13 protein-coding genes are annotated in these 16,218 nt (G+C 75.2%); 9 read left to right on the top strand and 4 right to left on the bottom strand.

Annotated elements, in window-relative coordinates:
* Positions 1-185 precede the first annotated feature (185 nt).
* From ACIGEZ_RS08940 to ACIGEZ_RS08920, 5 genes are all read left to right on the top strand, one after another.
* Positions 186-1,607: a HEAT repeat domain-containing protein gene (locus ACIGEZ_RS08940; protein ID WP_399827702.1), complete on the top strand. Its 1,422-nt coding sequence runs from the start codon at positions 186-188 to the stop codon at positions 1,605-1,607.
* 194 nt (positions 1,608-1,801) lie between these two features.
* The gene (locus ACIGEZ_RS08935) at positions 1,802-2,932 is read left to right on the top strand and encodes a glycosyltransferase family 4 protein (RefSeq protein WP_399827699.1); all 1,131 of its coding nucleotides are present in this window, start codon (positions 1,802-1,804) and stop codon (positions 2,930-2,932) included.
* Complete coding sequence (locus tag ACIGEZ_RS08930) at positions 2,929-4,170, top strand: glycosyltransferase (RefSeq protein WP_399827697.1); 1,242 nt, start codon at positions 2,929-2,931, stop codon at positions 4,168-4,170. Before ACIGEZ_RS08935 ends, ACIGEZ_RS08930 begins: the two co-directional genes overlap by 4 nt.
* On the top strand, positions 4,167-5,207 hold the full coding sequence (locus ACIGEZ_RS08925) for an SGNH/GDSL hydrolase family protein (protein WP_399827694.1): 1,041 nt from the start codon (positions 4,167-4,169) through the stop codon (positions 5,205-5,207). The genes ACIGEZ_RS08930 and ACIGEZ_RS08925 overlap by 4 nt, the downstream gene beginning before the upstream one ends.
* The gene (locus tag ACIGEZ_RS08920) at positions 5,204-8,797 is read left to right on the top strand and encodes a hydantoinase B/oxoprolinase family protein (protein WP_399827692.1); all 3,594 of its coding nucleotides are present in this window, start codon (positions 5,204-5,206) and stop codon (positions 8,795-8,797) included. Before ACIGEZ_RS08925 ends, ACIGEZ_RS08920 begins: the two co-directional genes overlap by 4 nt.
* Before the next feature lie 18 nt (positions 8,798-8,815).
* Here the strand turns inward: ACIGEZ_RS08920 and ACIGEZ_RS08915 are convergent, their stop codons facing one another.
* From ACIGEZ_RS08915 to ACIGEZ_RS08900, 4 genes are read right to left on the bottom strand one after another with little or no spacing between them, the layout of a single operon-like run.
* A complete protein-coding gene (locus tag ACIGEZ_RS08915; protein ID WP_399827689.1) occupies positions 8,816-9,679 on the bottom strand; it encodes a biotin-dependent carboxyltransferase family protein in 864 nt (287 codons plus the stop codon).
* Complete coding sequence (locus tag ACIGEZ_RS08910; RefSeq protein WP_399827686.1) at positions 9,676-10,302, bottom strand: allophanate hydrolase subunit 1; 627 nt, start codon at positions 10,300-10,302, stop codon at positions 9,676-9,678. The genes ACIGEZ_RS08915 and ACIGEZ_RS08910 overlap by 4 nt, the downstream gene beginning before the upstream one ends.
* The gene (locus ACIGEZ_RS08905) at positions 10,299-11,078 is read right to left on the bottom strand and encodes a LamB/YcsF family protein (RefSeq protein WP_399827683.1); all 780 of its coding nucleotides are present in this window, start codon (positions 11,076-11,078) and stop codon (positions 10,299-10,301) included. The genes ACIGEZ_RS08910 and ACIGEZ_RS08905 overlap by 4 nt, the downstream gene beginning before the upstream one ends.
* A gap of 44 nt (positions 11,079-11,122) precedes the next feature.
* Positions 11,123-12,403 (bottom strand): MFS transporter, encoded by a 1,281-nt coding sequence (locus ACIGEZ_RS08900; protein ID WP_399827681.1) that lies wholly within the window; start codon positions 12,401-12,403, stop codon positions 11,123-11,125.
* Positions 12,404-12,560: 157 nt separating this feature from the next.
* On the opposite strand from ACIGEZ_RS08900, the gene ACIGEZ_RS08895 reads away from it, so the two are divergent.
* From ACIGEZ_RS08895 to ACIGEZ_RS08880, 4 genes are all read left to right on the top strand, one after another.
* Complete coding sequence (locus tag ACIGEZ_RS08895; RefSeq protein ID WP_399827679.1) at positions 12,561-13,256, top strand: GntR family transcriptional regulator; 696 nt, start codon at positions 12,561-12,563, stop codon at positions 13,254-13,256.
* A gap of 117 nt (positions 13,257-13,373) precedes the next feature.
* Positions 13,374-14,900, top strand: a complete 1,527-nt coding sequence (locus ACIGEZ_RS08890; protein WP_399827676.1) for a hypothetical protein — start codon at positions 13,374-13,376, stop codon at positions 14,898-14,900.
* Positions 14,897-15,298, top strand: a complete 402-nt coding sequence (locus ACIGEZ_RS08885; protein ID WP_399827673.1) for a hypothetical protein — start codon at positions 14,897-14,899, stop codon at positions 15,296-15,298. The genes ACIGEZ_RS08890 and ACIGEZ_RS08885 overlap by 4 nt, the downstream gene beginning before the upstream one ends.
* The gene (locus ACIGEZ_RS08880) at positions 15,295-16,182 is read left to right on the top strand and encodes a hypothetical protein (protein WP_399827671.1); all 888 of its coding nucleotides are present in this window, start codon (positions 15,295-15,297) and stop codon (positions 16,180-16,182) included. Before ACIGEZ_RS08885 ends, ACIGEZ_RS08880 begins: the two co-directional genes overlap by 4 nt.
* Positions 16,183-16,218 lie beyond the last annotated feature (36 nt).

Genomic DNA, 16,218 nt, shown 5'->3' with positions numbered 1-16,218 from the left:
GGGTGGGTCATCATGACGTCGGGCCCACAGGGGGCCACCGACGAGAGGCAGAGGAAGATGATCACTGGCAAGCGCAGGACGACGGGCGGCCCGACATGTTGCCGCACGGCCTAGGCGAACAGCCTGACCCGGTTCACCCCGGATTTCCCCCGGTCGTGTCGACAGCTTGATGTGAGGCGTCTTCCATGTTCGATCCAGTCATAGCGCCGAGCGGCACCCTGCTCGGCCTGCTGCAGAGAGGCCGCGGCGACGGCACCCTGCACGCGCTTGCCGCGCCACGTGCCGAGGCCCTCGCGGCCCTCAACCACTGCGTTCTCGACGACCCCCGCCACGACTGGCAGGTCGAGAACCGCTCCCTTTACTACGCCCGTCTCTACCTGGACCTCCACGGCGGTCTGCAGGAGATCGAGGCCCATCTCTTCGGCGCCGAGGACCACCTCGACACCGAGGAGGGCAGGACCGGGCTCGCGCTCGCCGTCCTCGGGCACCTCGCCTCCTACGGACGCCACGACGCCCTGCTGCTCCTGCGCCGGTACGCCGCCGGCGGGGCCAACTGGGCCTGGGCCCTGGACGAGCTCGCGCTCCGCGACGACGACGCGGGCCTGCGCACCCTCGCCCTGCCCGTGCTCGCCCGCTTCCCGGCCACCGCCGAGGGCGAGGCCGAGCTCGCCGCCGCCGTCCGCGACGCCTTCGAACCACGGCCCTGGCGGCTGTGGGCCGAGGACCCGCGGCCCGCCGTCGGCGCCCGCATCACGGCCGCCCGCGAACAGGGCTCCTTCGACCGCTGGCAGCGCCAGCTGCGCCCCACCGGACCCCGGCCCGGCTGGAGCGTGCAGGCCGTCCTCGACTGGGCCCAGGAGGGCCTGGAGCGCGGCACCGAACTGCACCTGCCCGCCGCCCGGTGCCTGGTCGCCGTGGCCGGACCCGAGGACCGCGACCTGATCCTCGCCACCGCCGCCGGCGGCCCCGACGGCGCCCGCTGCGCCGCCCTGCACTACCTCGCCGAGTCCCAGGACCCCGCCGCCCTCGACCTCGTCGAACGAGCCGCGGGCGAGGGCTCCCGTACGGTCGCCGAGGCCGCCGTCGCCGCCTTCGAGCGGATGTGCGGCGAAGCCGCCGTCGACCGCGCCCGCGGCTGGATCCACCGCCCCGACGCGCTCGGCGCCGCGTCGGCCGGCATGCTCGCCTTCCGCGGCGGCCCCCAGGACTCCCCCCTCGTCCTCGGCGCCCTCCGCGAGAGCGTCCGCGCCCAGGGCCCCGACGCGGCCGCCCTGTACCCCCTCGTGGACGGCGCCGGCCGCCTCGGCATCGCCTGCGCCGCCCCGGTCCTGCGCCACGTCTACCGCGAGACCGCCTCCTCCCAGCTCCGCGGCCGCACCGCCCGGGCCCTCGCCGCCACCGACGCCGGCTTCGCCAGCGGCTTCGCCGTCGAATGCCTGTGGGACTGCGAGGAGACCACCCGCGAGCTCGCCGCCCTCCACGCCGAGACCGGAGACGTACGCGTCGCCGAACGCCTGCGCCGGCTCGCCGCCGACCCCGCCGAGGAGGCGGAGGTCCAGACGGCCGTACGCAACCGGATAGGGCCGGATCTCGACCTCCCGGTCTGACCCTCACGACCTTCGCGGCCTTCAGGTCTGACCGGCGCGACCGGACCTGGAAGTCGTACGGGGGGTGGCCACCACGGACCACCCCCCGTACCCCGGCCGACCGGCCGGAACGCGAGGCAAACGCTCATGGGACGTTTTCCGGCCGTCCAGATCCACTTTGACGGGGACACGCCGGACGCGACGAGAACACCCGTATGCGTGTCGTCATCGTCACCGAGTCCTTCCCGCCCGACGTCAACGGTGTGGCCCACTGCGCCCAGCAGACCGCCCTCCACCTCGTCCGCCGCGGCCACGACCCCCTCGTCGTCGCCCCCGCGGTCCCCGGAAGCACCCCGCCGGGCCCGGACGCCGACGCGCCCTGCCCCGTCGTGCGCGTACCGTCCCTGCCCCTGCCCGGCTATCCGCAGGTACGCGTCGCCCTGCCCAGCCGCCGGGTCGCCGCCGCCATCACCGCCCACCGCGCCGACATCGTCCACCTGGCGAGCCCCTTCGTCCTCGGCGTGCGCGGCATGACCGCCGCCGCCCGGCTCGGACTGCCCGCCGTCGCCGTCTACCAGACCGACCTCGCCGGATACGCCCGTACGTACATGGGCGCCGGCGAGTCCGCCGCCTGGCGCCGGCTGCGCGCCGTGCACGGCGCCGCCGACCGCACCCTCGCCCCCTCCACCGCCGCCGTACGCGACCTGGAGGCACACGGCATCGGCCGGATACGGCTCTGGCGGCGCGGGGTCGACACCGAACGCTTCCGGCCCGCACTGCGCGACGAGGAGCTGCGCCGCGCCCTCGCCCCCGGCGGCGAGACGATCGTCGGCTACGTCGGGCGGCTCGCCCCCGAGAAGCACGTCGACCTGCTCGCCGGGGTCGCGGCGCTGCCCGGCGCGCGGGTCGTGGTCGTCGGCGACGGCCCCAGCGAACCGGGGCTGCGCGCCGCCCTGCCCGGCGCCGTCTTCCTCGGCCGCCGCACCGGCACCGACCTCGCCCGGATCTTCGCCTCGCTCGACGTGTTCGCCCACACCGGCCCCTACGAAACCTTCTGCCAGACCGTCCAGGAGGCCATGGCCAGCGGCGTGCCCGTGGTCGCCCCGGCCGCCGGCGGCCCCCTCGACCTCGTCGACCACCGGCGCACCGGACTGCTCGTACCGCCCGACGACCCCGACGCCCTGAGCGAGGCCGTCGCCTCGCTCACCGCCGCGCCGGCGCTGCGCGACGCGTACGGCAGAGCCGGACGGGCCGCCGTCGAACGGCGGACCTGGGCGGCCGTCGGCGACGAACTGATCGACCACTATCGCGAAGTGCTGCGCGAGCGCACGGCGGTGGCGGCATGACCGTCATCCGCCACCGCGCCCCCGCAGGGCCCGCCCCGGGCGGCGCACGAGCGGGCCGCGGTGGCGGCACGAGCGGACCGTCGCTGACGATCGTCCGCCTGGCCAACTTCGTCACCCCGACCTCCGGCGGGCTGCGCACCGCCCTCGACCAGCTCGGCCGCGGCTACCGCGCCGCCGGACACCGACCCGTCCTCGTCGTCCCCGGCGACGTGGCGAGCGACCAGGAGACCGCGCAGGGCCGGGTCGTCACCCTGCCGGGGCCGGCGCTCCCCGGCACCGGCGGCTACCGCGTCCTCGCCGACCGGCGCCGCCTGCGCCGGCTCCTGGAGGAGCTCGCCCCCGACCGCCTGGAGGTCTCCGACCGGACCACGCTGCGGTGGACGGGGGAGTGGGCGCGGCGGGCCCGCGTGCCGTCCGTGATGGTCTCCCACGAGACGGCCGACGGCGTGCTGCGCACCTGGGGCGTCCCCGCGGCCGCCGCCGCCCGCGCGGCCGACCGGCTCAACCGCCGCACCGCGTGGGCCTACTCGCGGATCGTGTGCACCACGGAGTGGGCCGAGCGGGAGTTCGTACGCATCGGGGCGCACAACGTCGTCCGCGCCCCGCTCGGCGTCGACCTGAGCCGCTGCCGGCCAGGCCGTCGCAGTACCGCCCTGCGGGCCCGGTACGCGGACGGCGAGCGGGTGCTGCTGCTGATGTGTTCCCGCCTCTCCGTCGAGAAACGCCCCGGCACCGCCCTCGACGCCCTGGCGGAACTGCGCGCCCACGGGATGCGGGCCGCCCTGGTCGTCGCCGGGGACGGGCCGCTGCGCGGCGCCCTGGAACGCCGGGCGCGGGAACAGCGCCTTCCGGTCCGCTTCCTGGGCCACGTCGCCGACCGCGAGGCCCTTGCCGACCTCCAGGCCGCGGCGGACGTGTGCCTGGCGCCCGGCCCTGCCGAAACGTTCGGCCTCTCGGCCCTCGAAGCCCTCGCCTGCGGCACCCCCGTCGTCTGCAGCGCCTCCTCCGCCCTCCCCGAGGTCGTCGCCGACGCGGGCGCCTGCGCCACCGACGACCCCACCGCCTTCGCCCGCGCCGTCCGCACCGTCCTCGCCCAGCCCGAACTCCCGCGCCGCGCCACGGCCCGCGCCCGCGCCGAACTCTTCACCTGGCCGCGCGCCACGGCCGCCTTCCTCGCGGCCCACGACGCGAGCCCGTCGGCCCTCCCGGGAGGGTCACGCCAGGGGATCCTGCGATGACCCCGGGACCGGCCCGGCTCCCTTCGGTGACGGCACCGGGGGACGTACGCACGGACGCGCCGGATGTACGCATGGACGTGGGCTCGGAGGACGTACGCATGGGCATGGGCGCGCCGGACGTACGCATGGGCGTGGGCGCGCCGGACGTACGCCCGGCGGCGCCCGGTGGCGCGGTTCCGGGGCAGCGCCCCGGCACGATCGCGCCGGTCACCCGGTTCGTGGTGCTCGGGGACTCGCTCAGCGAGGGCGTCGGCGACCGGGTCGGGGGCACCTGGCGCGGGTGGGCCGCGCTGCTCGCCGTGGCGCTGGGGCCCTGCGGGCACAAGGTCGCGTTCACCAACCTGGCGGAGAGCGGCGCGCAGAGCCGGGAGGTCGCCGAGCGGCAGCTGCCCGCCGCGCTCGCCCTGGAGCCGCAGCTCGCCTCCGTCGTCGTCGGCGTCAACGACACCCTGCGCCGCACCTTCGACATCGAGCGGCTCGCCCGCAGCCTCGACCGGGTCTGCGGCGAACTCGCCGCCTCCGGCGCCGTCCTGCTGACGGCCTGTCTGCCCGACCCCGGGCGGATGCTCGGCCTGCCCGGGCCCCTCGCCCGGCCGCTCGCGCGGCGGCAGCGGGCCGTCAACGCCGTCGTGCACGCGCTGTCCGGCCGCTACGACGCCGTCCACCTGCACCTGGACGGGCCCGCCTGGACGCTGGACCGGTCGCTGTGGAGCGCGGACCGGCTGCACCCCGGCGAGCGCGGCCACCGGGCCATCGCGGCCGCCTTCCACCGGCTGCTCCAGGACCGCGGGCTCGCCCACGGCGCACCCCCGTCGCCGGACCCCGAGCAGCCCCCGCCCACCCGTACGGACGCCGTGCTGTGGCTCGCCACCGCCGGCTCCGGCTGGCTCGTGCGCCGCTGTCACGACCTGCTGCCCCAGCTGCTCCTGCTCGCCGCCGCCGAACTGCGGCACTCCGTCACCGGCACCGGCGACCGGCTCGACGCGCGCGCCGAGCACGCCCTGTCGACCGCGCTCGCCGCCACAATGGGGGAATGACCGGACGCTGGGAGTTCTGGATCGACCGGGGCGGCACCTTCACCGACATCGTGGGCCGCCGCCCCGACGGCCGGCTGGTCACCCGCAAGCTGCTCTCGCACGACCCGGCCCGCCCCCACGACGCCGCCGTCGCCGGCATCCGGCTCCTCCTCGGCCTCGGCCCCGACGAGCCCGTCCCCGCCGACCGGATCGCCGTGGTCAAGATGGGCACCACCGTCGCCACCAACGCCCTTCTGGAGCGGCGCGGCGAACCCACCGTCCTGCTCATCACGACCGGCTTCCGCGACGCCCTGCGGATCGCCTACCAGAACCGCCCCCGCCTCTTCGACCGTCACATCGTGCTGCCCGAGGCGGTGTACGCCCGGGTGATCGAGGTCCCCGAACGGGTCGACGCCCACGGCGACGTCGTCGCCCCGCTCGACGAGGACGCCGTCGCCGCATCGCTGGCCGCCGCCCACCGCGACGGGCTGCGCTCCGCCGCCGTCGTGCTCCTGCACGGCTACCGCCACCCCGCCCACGAGACCCGGGTCGCCGACCTCGCCCGCGCCGCCGGCTTCACCCAGGTCAGCTGCTCCCACGAGGTCAGTCCGCTCATCAAACTCGTCCCCCGAGGGGACACCACCGTCGTCGACGCGTACCTCTCGCCCATCCTGCGCCGCTACGTCGACGAGGTCGCCCGCGAACTCGCCGGAATCCGGCTGATGTTCATGCAGTCCAACGGCGGCCTGCGCGAAGCGGCCCACTTCCGGGGCAAGGACGCCGTCCTGTCGGGGCCCGCCGGTGGTGTCGTCGGCATGGCCCGCACCTCGGAACAGGCCGGTTTCGACCGGGTCATCGGCTTCGACATGGGCGGCACCTCCACCGATGTGTCGCACTACGCGGGCGAGTTCGAGCGTGAACTCGGTACACAGGTCGCGGGCGTCCGGATGCGCGCCCCCATGATGAACATCCACACCGTCGCCGCAGGCGGCGGTTCCGTGCTCCATTACGACGGGCAGCGCTACCGCGTCGGCCCCGACTCCGCCGGCGCCGTCCCCGGCCCCGCCTGCTACCGGCGCGGCGGCCCCCTGACCGTCACCGACGCCAACGTGATGCTGGGCAGGATCCAGCCGGACCACTTCCCGGCCGTGTTCGGCGACAGCGGCGACCAGCCGCTCGACGCCGGCACCGTCCGCGCACGGTTCACCGCCCTCGCCGCCAGGGTCGGCGGTGGCCGCACCCCCGAAAGCGTCGCGGCCGGCTTCCTGGAGATCGCCGTCCTCAACATGGCCAACGCCGTCAAGAAGATCTCCGTCCAGCGCGGCCACGACGTCACCCGCTACGCCCTCACCTGCTTCGGCGGCGCCGGCGGCCAGCACGCCTGCGCCGTCGCCGACGCGCTGGGCGTCGACACCGTCCTCGTACCGCCCCTGGCCGGTGTCCTTTCCGCTTACGGGATCGGGCTCGCCGACGCCACCGCCATGCGCGAGCAGTCCGTCGAGGCCGAACTCGACGCCCGGGCCACCGCCGACCGCGTCAGCCGCCTCTGCGCCGAACTCGCCGACCGCACCCGCGCCGACCTGCGCGCCGACGGACTGACCGACGGCGCGATCACCACCCACGCCCGCGTGCTGCTGCGTTACGCGGGCACGGACGCGAGTCTCCAAGTCCCCCTGGCTTCCGCGGAAGAGATGAAAACCGGGTTCACAGCCGCGCACCGCGAGCGCTACGCCTTCACCATGGACAAGCCGGTCGTCGTCGAAGCCGTCTCGGTGGAGGCGATCGGCACCGCCGGACCGCACGGCCCCGTCGTCGTCCCCGAAGGCACCAGGGAGGGCGCCCTCGCGCCCCGGGCCACCGTCACCATGTACAGCGGGGGAGAACCCGCCGACACGCCCCTGCACCGCCGCGAGGACCTGCGCCCCGGCGACGCCGTGACCGGGCCGGCGATCCTCGCCGAGGCCGACGCCACCACCGTCGTCGACGCCGGCTGGCGCGCCACCGCCGCCGAAGGCGGCCACCTCCTGCTGCACCGCGTCACCCCGCGCCCCGCGCGCGTGGCCGTCGGCACCGACGTCGACCCCGTCCTCCTGGAGGTGTTCAACAACCTCTTCATGGCGATCGCCGAGCAGATGGGCGTCCGCCTGGAGAACATCGCCCACTCCGTCAACATCAAGGAGCGGCTCGACTTCTCCTGCGCCCTCTTCGACCCCGAGGGCAACCTCATCGCCAACGCCCCCCACATCCCCGTCCACCTCGGCTCCATGGGCGAGTCCATCAAGGAGGTCCTGCGCCGGAACGCCGGCGAACTGCGCCCCGGCGACGTCTACGCCATCAACGACCCCTACCACGGCGGCACCCACCTGCCCGACGTCACCGTCGTCACCCCCGTCTTCGACGACACCGGCACCGCCCTGCGCTTCCTCGTCGCCTCCCGCGGCCACCACGCCGAGATCGGCGGCATCACCCCCGGCTCCATGCCCGCCTTCAGCCGCACCGTCGACGAGGAGGGCGTCCTCTTCGACAACTGGCTCCTCGTCCGCGACGGAAGGCTGCGCGAGGAGGAGACCCGGGCCCTGCTCACGGGCGCCCCGTACCCCTCGCGCGACCCCGACACCAACCTCGCCGACCTGCGCGCCCAGATCGCCGCCAACGAGAAGGGCATCGAGGAACTGCGCAGGACGACCGACCAGTTCGGCCTCGACGTCGTCCACGCGTACATGCGGCACGTCCGCGCGAACGCCGAGGAGTCCGTCCGCCGCATCGTCGCCGGCCTCGACGACGGCACCTGCCGCTACGAGACCGACGACGGCGCCGTCATCGAGGTCGCCGTCCGCGTCGACCGCGCGCAGCGCTCGGCCGTCCTCGACTTCACCGGCACCTCGCCGCAGCGGCCCGGCAACGCCAACGCGCCCACCTCCGTGGTCATGGCCGCCGTCCTGTACGTCTTCCGCACCCTCGTCGACGACGACATCCCGCTCAACAGCGGCTGCCTCGAACCCCTCGACGTGCGCGTCCCGCCCGGCTCGATGCTCGCCCCCGCCCACCCCGCCGCGACCGTCGCCGGCAACGTCGAGACCTCCCAGGCCGTCACCGGCGCCCTCTACGCCGCCCTGGGCGTCCAGGCGGAGGGCTCCGGCACCATGAACAACGTCACCTTCGGCAACGACCGTGTGCAGTACTACGAGACGGTCGCCAGCGGCTCCGGCGCCGGCGAGGACTTCGACGGGGCCGACGCCGTCCAGACCCACATGACGAACTCCCGGCTCACCGACCCCGAGATCCTGGAGTGGCGCCACCCGGTCCGCGTCGACGCCTTCGCCGTCCGCGAGGGCAGCGGCGGCCGCGGACGGCGCCGCGGCGGCAACGGCGTCGAGCGCCGCATCCGCTTCCTCGAACCCATGACGATCGCCCTGCTCACCGGCCACCGCCGCGTCCCGCCCTACGGCATGGCCGGCGGCGAGCCCGGGGCGCTCGGCGTCAACACGGTCGAACGCGCCGACGGCACCGTCGACCAGCTCGACGGCGTCGACACCACCGACGTCGGCCCCGGCGACGTCCTCGTCGTCCGCACCCCGGGCGGCGGGGGCTACGGCCACCCGCCCCTGTGACCGGACGCCCCGGTCTTCTCAGCCGTACGGCACGAACCGCACCGCCGTCCCCGGCACGGCCTGCGCCGCGGCCGCCAGATCCGCCTCACGGACGACGGCCACCACCGGATAGCCGCCCGTCGTCGGATGGTCGGCGAGGAACACCACCGGGCGCCCGTCGGGCGGCACCTGCACCGCGCCCAAGGGCATTCCCTCGCTGGGCAGTTCGCCGCCGACGGCCCGATCGAGGGAGGGGCCGTCGGTGCGCAGCCCGATGCGGTTGCTCGCCAGCGACACCCGCCACGCCCGGGTGGCGAGCGCCCGCAGCGCGCCGGGCGTGAACCAGTCGTCGCGCGGCCCGAGCCGGACCCGCAGGACGAGTTCGTCCGGCGGGCCCGGCCACGGCGGCGCGTCGACCGACCCCCGCACGGCCGCCTCCGTCCCCAACGGCAGGACCGCCCCGTCCGCCAGCGGCGCCGGGCCGAGCCCGGACAGCAGGTCGGTGGAGCGGCTGCCGAGCACCGGATCGACGGCGATGCCGCCGCCGAACCCCACGTACGCCCGCAGCCCGCGCACGGCCGCGCCCACCTCCAGGAGCTGCCCGGCCCCGACCCGTACGGCCGTGCCCCAGGCGACGGGCCGCCCGTCCACGGTCACCGGGCACGGCGCCCCGCCCACGACGACGCTCACCGCGCACCGCGGCCGCAGCGCGCACCCGGTGAGCGTGGTCTCCAGGGCGGCGGCGCCCTCCTCGTTGCCGAGCAGCCGGTTGACGAGGCGCAGCGCGCCCGGGTCGAGCGCCCCCGAGCGCGGCACGCCCAGGTGCGCGTACCCGGCCCGGCCCAGGTCCTGCACGGTGGTCAGCGCCCCGGCCCGTACGACGGCCACGGCGCGATCGGTCATCGGCCGGCCACCGTGAACCGCACCCGGGTGCCGGGGGCGAGCAGGGCGGCCGGCTCGCGCGCCGGGTCCCAAAGAAGCGCGTCCGTCCGGCCGATCAGCTGCCAGCCGCCCGGCGAGGAGCGCGGATACACCCCCGTGTACGGGCCCGCCAGCGCCACGGACCCGGCCGGCACCGCGGTGCGCGGAGTGGCGCGGCGCGGCACCTCGTAGCGCGGCCCGAGTCCCGTGAGATAGCCGAAGCCCGGCGCGAACCCGCAGAACGCGACCCGGAAGCGGGCCTCCGCGTGGATCCGCGCCGCCGCCTCCACGGACACCCCCCACAGGGCGGCGACCTCGGGCAGGTCCGGTCCGTCGTAGCGCACCGGCACCTCCACGGCGGCCGCCTCGCGCGCGCGGAGCGCGGGCACGTCCCAGCCGCGCAGCTCGGCCGCGAGCCGGTCCGGCGCCGTCACCCCCTCCAGGAGCACGGTCCGCGCCGCCGGCACGATCTCCCGTACGGCGGGCAGCGCGCCGGCCTCCCGGCGCCGCAGCAGCTCGGCGTGGAAGGCCTCCGTCGCCTCCCCGCTCACCAGCTCGACGAGCAGCCCGCGCTCACCGACCCGGTACACCTTGCGCGCCCTCATGCGAAGGCCTCCACCCGGGCCCCGGAAGCCTCCAGCTGCGCCCGCACCCGCCGGGCCAGGTCCACCGCGCCGGGCGTGTCGCCGTGCAGGCACAGCGAGCGCGCCCGTACGGCGACCGACTCCCCGCAGTGCGAGGTCACCACCCCGAACCGGGCCATGGACACCGACCGTTCGACGACCTCGGCCGGGTCGGTCACCACGGCGCCCTCCTGCCCCCGTGGCAGCAGGGTGCCGTCGGCCCGGTAGGCGCGGTCGCCGAAGGCCTCGCCGACGACGGGCAGCCCGGCCTTCTCCGCGGCCCGGTGCAGCCGCGAGCCGGGCAGCCCGAGGACCGGCAGCCCCGCCCCGGGCCCGCCGGCCGAGGCGAGCAGCACCCCGTCGACGACCGCGGCCGCCTGCTCCTCGTCGTGCACCACCCGGTTGTAGAGCGCGCCGTGCGGCTTGACGTACGCCACCTTGGAGCCGGCCGCGCGCGCGAACACCTCCAGGGCGCCGATCTGGTACGCCACCTCGGCGGCCAGCTCCGCCGCCGGCACGTCCATGGCGCGCCGGCCGAAGCCCGCGAGGTCGCGGTAGGAGACCTGGGCACCGATCCGTACCCCTCGCTCCGCCGCCAGCTCGCAGACGCGCCGCATGGTCGCCGCGTCCCCGGCGTGGAAGCCGCAGGCCACGTTGGCGCTGGTGACCACCGAGAGCAGCTGCTCGTCGTCGGTCAGCGTCCAGCGGCCGAAGCCCTCGCCGAGGTCGGCGTTGAGGTCGATCGAGTCCCGGGTCATGAGAGGTTTCCTCCTGGTCCGTCGCTGAAGAGCCGTGTTTCCGGTCAGACGAGTTCCCTGCCGCGGGTCTCGGGCAGCCCGAGCAGGGCGAGCACGGCCAGCCCGTAGCCGACGGCGCCGAAGACGAGCGCGCCGCCCACGCCCCAGCTGTCGGCGAGGAAGCCGACCAGGGTCGGGAAGAGCGCGCCGATCGCGCGCCCGGTGTTGTAGGTGAAGCCCTGACCGGTGCCGCGCACGGCCGTCGGATACAGCTCGGCGAGGAAGGAGCCGAAGCTGCTGAAGATCGCCGACATGCAGAAGCCGAGCGGGAAGCCGAGGACGAGCAGGAGGGTGTTCGCGCCGGCGGGGAGGTGCGTGTAGGCGAGGACGGCGAGCGCGGAGAGGACCGCGAAGAGCGCGATGTTCTTCTTCCTGCCGAGCCGGTCGGTGAGGTAACCGCCGGTCAGATAGCCGGTGAAGGCCCCGGAGATGAGGAAGGTGAGATAGCCGCCGGTGCCGACCACCGTGAGCCCGCGCTCGGCCTTCAGGAAGGTCGGCACCCAGGTGGCGAGCGTGTAGTAGCCGCCCTGGACGCCGGTCGACAGCAGCACAGCGAAGAGCGTGGTGCCGAGCAGCGGGCGGGTGAAGACGGTGGTGAACGAGCCGCGGCCGGCGCTCGCACGGCGCACCTCGGCGGCCTGCGGGGCGTCCTCCACGTTGCGCCGTACGTAGACGACGAGCAGGGCCGGCAGGGCGCCGGTCCAGAACATGACCCGCCAGGCCATGTCGGCGTCCACGAACTGGAAGACCAGCGTGTAGACGATCACGGCGAGCGCCCAGCCGGCCGCCCACGCGCTCTGCACGCCGCCGAGGGTGCGGCCCCGGTGCCTGGCCGAGGCGTACTCGGCGACCAGGATCGCGCCGACCGCCCACTCGCCGCCGAAGCCGAGGCCCTGGAGGGCGCGGAACACCATCAGCGTCTCGTAGTTGGGCGCGAAACCGCACAGGACGGTGAACAGCGCGTAGGTGACGACCGTGATGATCAGCGCCTTGACGCGGCCGATGCGGTCGGCGAGGACTCCTGCCAGTGCGCCGCCGACGGCGGAGACCACCAGGGTGACGGTGGTGAGGAGTCCCGTCTGGCCCTTGTCGAGGCCGAAGGAGGCGGCGATCGCCACCATCGACAGCGGCAGCGTGAAGAAGTCGTAGGAGTCGAGGGCGTATCCGCCGAAGGCACCGCCGAACGCGCGCCTGCCGCGCGGTCCGAGGGCGCGCAGCCAGGCGAACGCGCCGGTGTCGTCGGGCTGTTCGCCCCGGGTCTGCTGCTGGGTCTGGGTCGTGCTCATCTGCACCTCGCAGAGGGAGGAGGAGTGAGGAGCGGTGCGGTGTCGTTCAATGTAGGGATTGTTCAACGATCCGACAAGAGTCATGCCGGCACGTCCTTGTTTCCCCGGCCGTTCCTGCGATTGACTCGGCCGCGAACGACGGAGGGAACGAAGCGCGATGGACGGAAACGGCGAGCTGGCGGACGACCGCGCCCTCCTGGGCCGTACGAGCACGGCGGAACGGGTCGCGGACATCCTGCGCACCCGGATCGCCGAGGGGTACTTCCCGCCCGGCACCCGGCTCTCCGAGGAGAGCATCGGCGGCGCCCTCGGTGTGTCCCGCAACACTCTGCGCGAGGCGTTCCGGCTGCTCACCCATGAGCGGCTGCTCGTCCACCGGCTCAACCGCGGCGTGTTCGTCCGGGTCCTCGCCGTCGACGACGTCGACGACATCTACCGCACCCGCCGGCTCGTCGAGTGCGCCGTCGTCCACGCGCTCGGAGATGGGCCGTTCGCCGTCGACGGCCTCGCCACCGCCGTCGCCGACGGCGAGCGGGCCGCCCGCGCCGGGGACTGGAAGGGCGTCTCCACCGCCAACATCCACTTCCACCGCGAACTCGTCGCTCTCGCCGGCAGCGCCCGCACCGACGAGCTGATGCGCGGCGTCCTCGCCGAACTCCGGCTCGCCTTCCACATCGTGGCCGACCCCCGCGGACTCCATGAGCCTTACCTCCTGCGAAACCGGGAGATTCTGGACGCCCTGCGGCAGGGGGAGCGCGCCACCGCCGAGCAGCTCCTCGCCCGCTACCTGGACGACTCCCGCACCCGGATCGTCGACGTGTACGCGAAAGCGGTGGACGAACCGGAGGCGTGAGCACGGCGTGACGGAGGCTTGCCGGGGCCTGCCCCGAGGTGTGGCAGGAGGCGTGAGACGCCGGTCGCATAAGCGCCGTTTCGACCGTTGTCAGTGCGAGGACCTACTCTGTCCACCGTGACTTCGCCTGCCTCGACGGACCTCGCTCCGCCCCAGCTCAGCGCGGGGCCGCGCCCCGCGCAGGGCCCGGCCGCCGACGAAGGGCTCGCGCGGCGGCTCCGCGCGCTCGCGTGCACCGCCCCGCTGCACGACCTCGACACGCGCAAGGCGAATCTCGCGGGCGAGTACTCGGTCTACGCGATGGCCGAGGTCGCCCTCTCCGCGATCGACCTGGTCACGCTCAACATGGACTTCGACACCGGCGCCGACAGCGAGCAGATCATCGCCCGCCTGCTGCCCCGCGTCGCCGCCCAGGCCCCCGAGCGCCCCGCCGCAGAACACGAGCGGGTCGCCCGCTGGGTCCTGGAGAACCTGATCAACGTCGGCAGCGTGGACCGCGGCTTCCGCGCCGTCTACGGCACCTTCGGCACCGACGGCGTCTACACCCGCCGCGACTACGACTTCAAGCTCATCGAAGAGGTCCCCGGCTACGGCGGCGGGGTCTACCTGCGCACCACCGACGAAGCCGTCAACGTCCTCGTCGGCGCCCTCGACACCGATGTCACCAGCGCACAGATCGCCGCCGAGGTGAAGCTCGAGGTCCTCATCAGCCGCGGTCGCCTCGCCGACGCCCAGCTCGCCGCCGAACAGGCCCGCTACCGGACCGTGCAGTACGCCGAGACCCTCCGCAGGACCCTGGAGGCCACCCGGCGCAACGTCCGCGCGGTCGACTGGCTCAACGCCGTGCCCGACATGATCGCCGAGGCCCTCGACCACGTGGCCGACCGCTACCGCCACGAGAACGCGATCCTCACCAACATCCGCAAGGCCCGCGACGAGGCCGAGGACCACGAGCACAAGCGCCGCGCCGCCGAGCTCGTCGACATCGTCAAGGACTGCATCCGGCGCCACACCCAGCTCCAGTCCCGCCTCCTGGAGGCCGGCCCGCTCTTCCGCGCCGAGCAGGACCGCCAGGCCTTCGCCGCGCCCACCGCGTACACCGGCCTCGATCTGTACGGGCAGCTGGTCGCCCCGATCCTCCCGCTCCCCGTCGAGCAGGCCACCAAGGTCACCGACGCCTTCTTCGCCCACGGCACCGGACTGCGCACCCCCGCCTCCGTCCGCGTCGCCGACCTCGTCGAACTGCTCCTCACCCCGCCCGTGGAGCGCCAGCACCTCGGAGCGGAGATGCCGGAACCGGACCTCATCGCCACCCCCGACGACAGCCGCTTCAGCGACGAGCAGCTGGCGAGCGCCATGGAGCTGCTCGACCTGGAGCACGACGCCCCGCGCCGCCTCTCCGGCCTCCTCGCCGATGCCCGCCGCCGCGACGCCGACCTCCCCTACCTGGTCGCCCTGCTCGCCGTGCACGCCGCCAGCCCGCCGGTCGGCACCGCCTACCGCCAGGGCGAGGAGCGCCTCCTCTTCGCCGTCGACGACGGCACCCCCCTCGACGACCCCGAGTTCGGCGGCGCCGACCTCATCGTGGGCACGGCCCTCCTGGACGCCGCGGGCATGGCCGCCGACCGCACGGAGGCGTCGTGACCACGGAGCACCCTGCCCCCGCGGAGCACCCCGCCCCCCTGGAGCACCCCGCTCCCCTGGAGCACCCCGCTCCCGCACCCACCGCCCCCCGCGCCCCCGGCCCGCGCGTGACGCGCGTCGCCGTCGGCCGGCCGGCCGGCGAGGAGCAGGAGCCGGTGGGCGACGGGCCGCGGGTGCGGGCCGTGCCCGCGGGAGCGGCGGCCGAGCCTGCGCCGCGGCCGTACGTGCGGGCCGTGCCGGTCCCGAAGAACGCGCGCGCCGTCGAGGAGCCTGCGCCCGGTCCGCCGGCCGTCTCCGTCACACCGGTACGCCTGCCCGTTCCCGCCCCCGCCATCGCCCCCGGGCCCGACGCCCCAGCCATCGCACAGAACCGCCGCACCGAGGAGCCCCAGCCGTGAGCGAACACCACGTCGAGCACACCGACGCGTGGAGCGAGCCGGAGGCCCCGCACACCCCCACGGCCCTCACCCCCGCCGACGCGGCCGACGCCGCCCGGCTCGTCTCCTTCGGGCTACAGCCCAAGCTGCTGCCCGCCCGCGACGCCGAGTACACCGAGCTGCTCCGCCGCTACCGCGAGGACCCCGCGTTCGCGCGCCTCGCCGACGCCGTCGCCACCGGCCTCGGCCTCATCGTCCTGGAGGTCTCCCCGCGCGCCGGCATGGCCGTCACCGCCGGCGAGGACTCCGTCTTCGCCGTGCGCATGGGCGACTACGCCCGCCGCGCCTCCACCGACTCCGCCGACCGGTTCCTGCACGGCCTCGCCCACCTCGCCGTCGCCACCATGGCCTTCCCCCGCCCCGAGGACCTCGCCGACGACGGCTACATCGGCCGCCTCACCGTCAACGGCGTCGACGCCTTCGTACGCCAGGCCTGCCGCCGCCTCGAAGAGCGCGCCGAACAACAGGGCGAGAACACCGACCCGGCCACTGACGCCCCCGGCCTGGAGGCCGCCTGGCGGATCTACGCCCGCCGCAGCGCCACCGGCGCCACCAAGGACGCCCGCCGCCTCGCCGGCTCCACCACCGGCATCGTCGGCAAGGCCGTCGCCTTCCTCACCGACTCCGGCTTCCTCCAGCGCACCGGCGACGAGTCCGGCGGCTCCTACCGCACCACCGCCCGCTACCAGCTCCAGGTCCGAGACATGGCCGGCAGCGCCGCCATGGCCGAGCTCCTCGACCTCGGCGTCGTCCCCGTCAGCGACGGCTCCGCGACCCTCCTGCCGCCGCCCGACGGCGACGACCTGGAGATCGCCGCCGACGCCGGCCTGCCCTTCCACGCGTAACCGCTCCGGGCAACCGCTCCCCGCAACCGCCCCGCG

The sequence above is a fragment of the Streptomyces sp. NPDC085481 genome (genome assembly GCF_044541845.1).
Taxonomy (GTDB): domain Bacteria; phylum Actinomycetota; class Actinomycetes; order Streptomycetales; family Streptomycetaceae; genus Streptomyces.
Note: the sequence above shows the minus strand (reverse complement) of the source record. Positions and strands in the feature narration are given on the sequence as shown.

Bases quoted from the DNA above. Each gene is read 5' to 3' on its own strand.
- ACIGEZ_RS08940 (WP_399827702.1), top strand. From the start codon at position 186: ATGTTCGATCCAGTCATAGCGCCGAGCGGCACCCTGCTCGGCCTGCTG.
- ACIGEZ_RS08935 (WP_399827699.1), top strand. From the start codon at position 1,802: ATGCGTGTCGTCATCGTCACCGAGTCCTTCCCGCCCGACGTCAACGGT.
- ACIGEZ_RS08930 (WP_399827697.1), top strand. From the start codon at position 2,929: ATGACCGTCATCCGCCACCGCGCCCCCGCAGGGCCCGCCCCGGGCGGC.
- ACIGEZ_RS08925 (WP_399827694.1), top strand. From the start codon at position 4,167: ATGACCCCGGGACCGGCCCGGCTCCCTTCGGTGACGGCACCGGGGGAC.
- ACIGEZ_RS08920 (WP_399827692.1), top strand. From the start codon at position 5,204: ATGACCGGACGCTGGGAGTTCTGGATCGACCGGGGCGGCACCTTCACC.
- ACIGEZ_RS08915 (WP_399827689.1), bottom strand. From the start codon at position 9,679: ATGACCGATCGCGCCGTGGCCGTCGTACGGGCCGGGGCGCTGACCACC.
- ACIGEZ_RS08910 (WP_399827686.1), bottom strand. From the start codon at position 10,302: ATGAGGGCGCGCAAGGTGTACCGGGTCGGTGAGCGCGGGCTGCTCGTC.
- ACIGEZ_RS08905 (WP_399827683.1), bottom strand. From the start codon at position 11,078: ATGACCCGGGACTCGATCGACCTCAACGCCGACCTCGGCGAGGGCTTC.
- ACIGEZ_RS08900 (WP_399827681.1), bottom strand. From the start codon at position 12,403: ATGAGCACGACCCAGACCCAGCAGCAGACCCGGGGCGAACAGCCCGAC.
- ACIGEZ_RS08895 (WP_399827679.1), top strand. From the start codon at position 12,561: ATGGACGGAAACGGCGAGCTGGCGGACGACCGCGCCCTCCTGGGCCGT.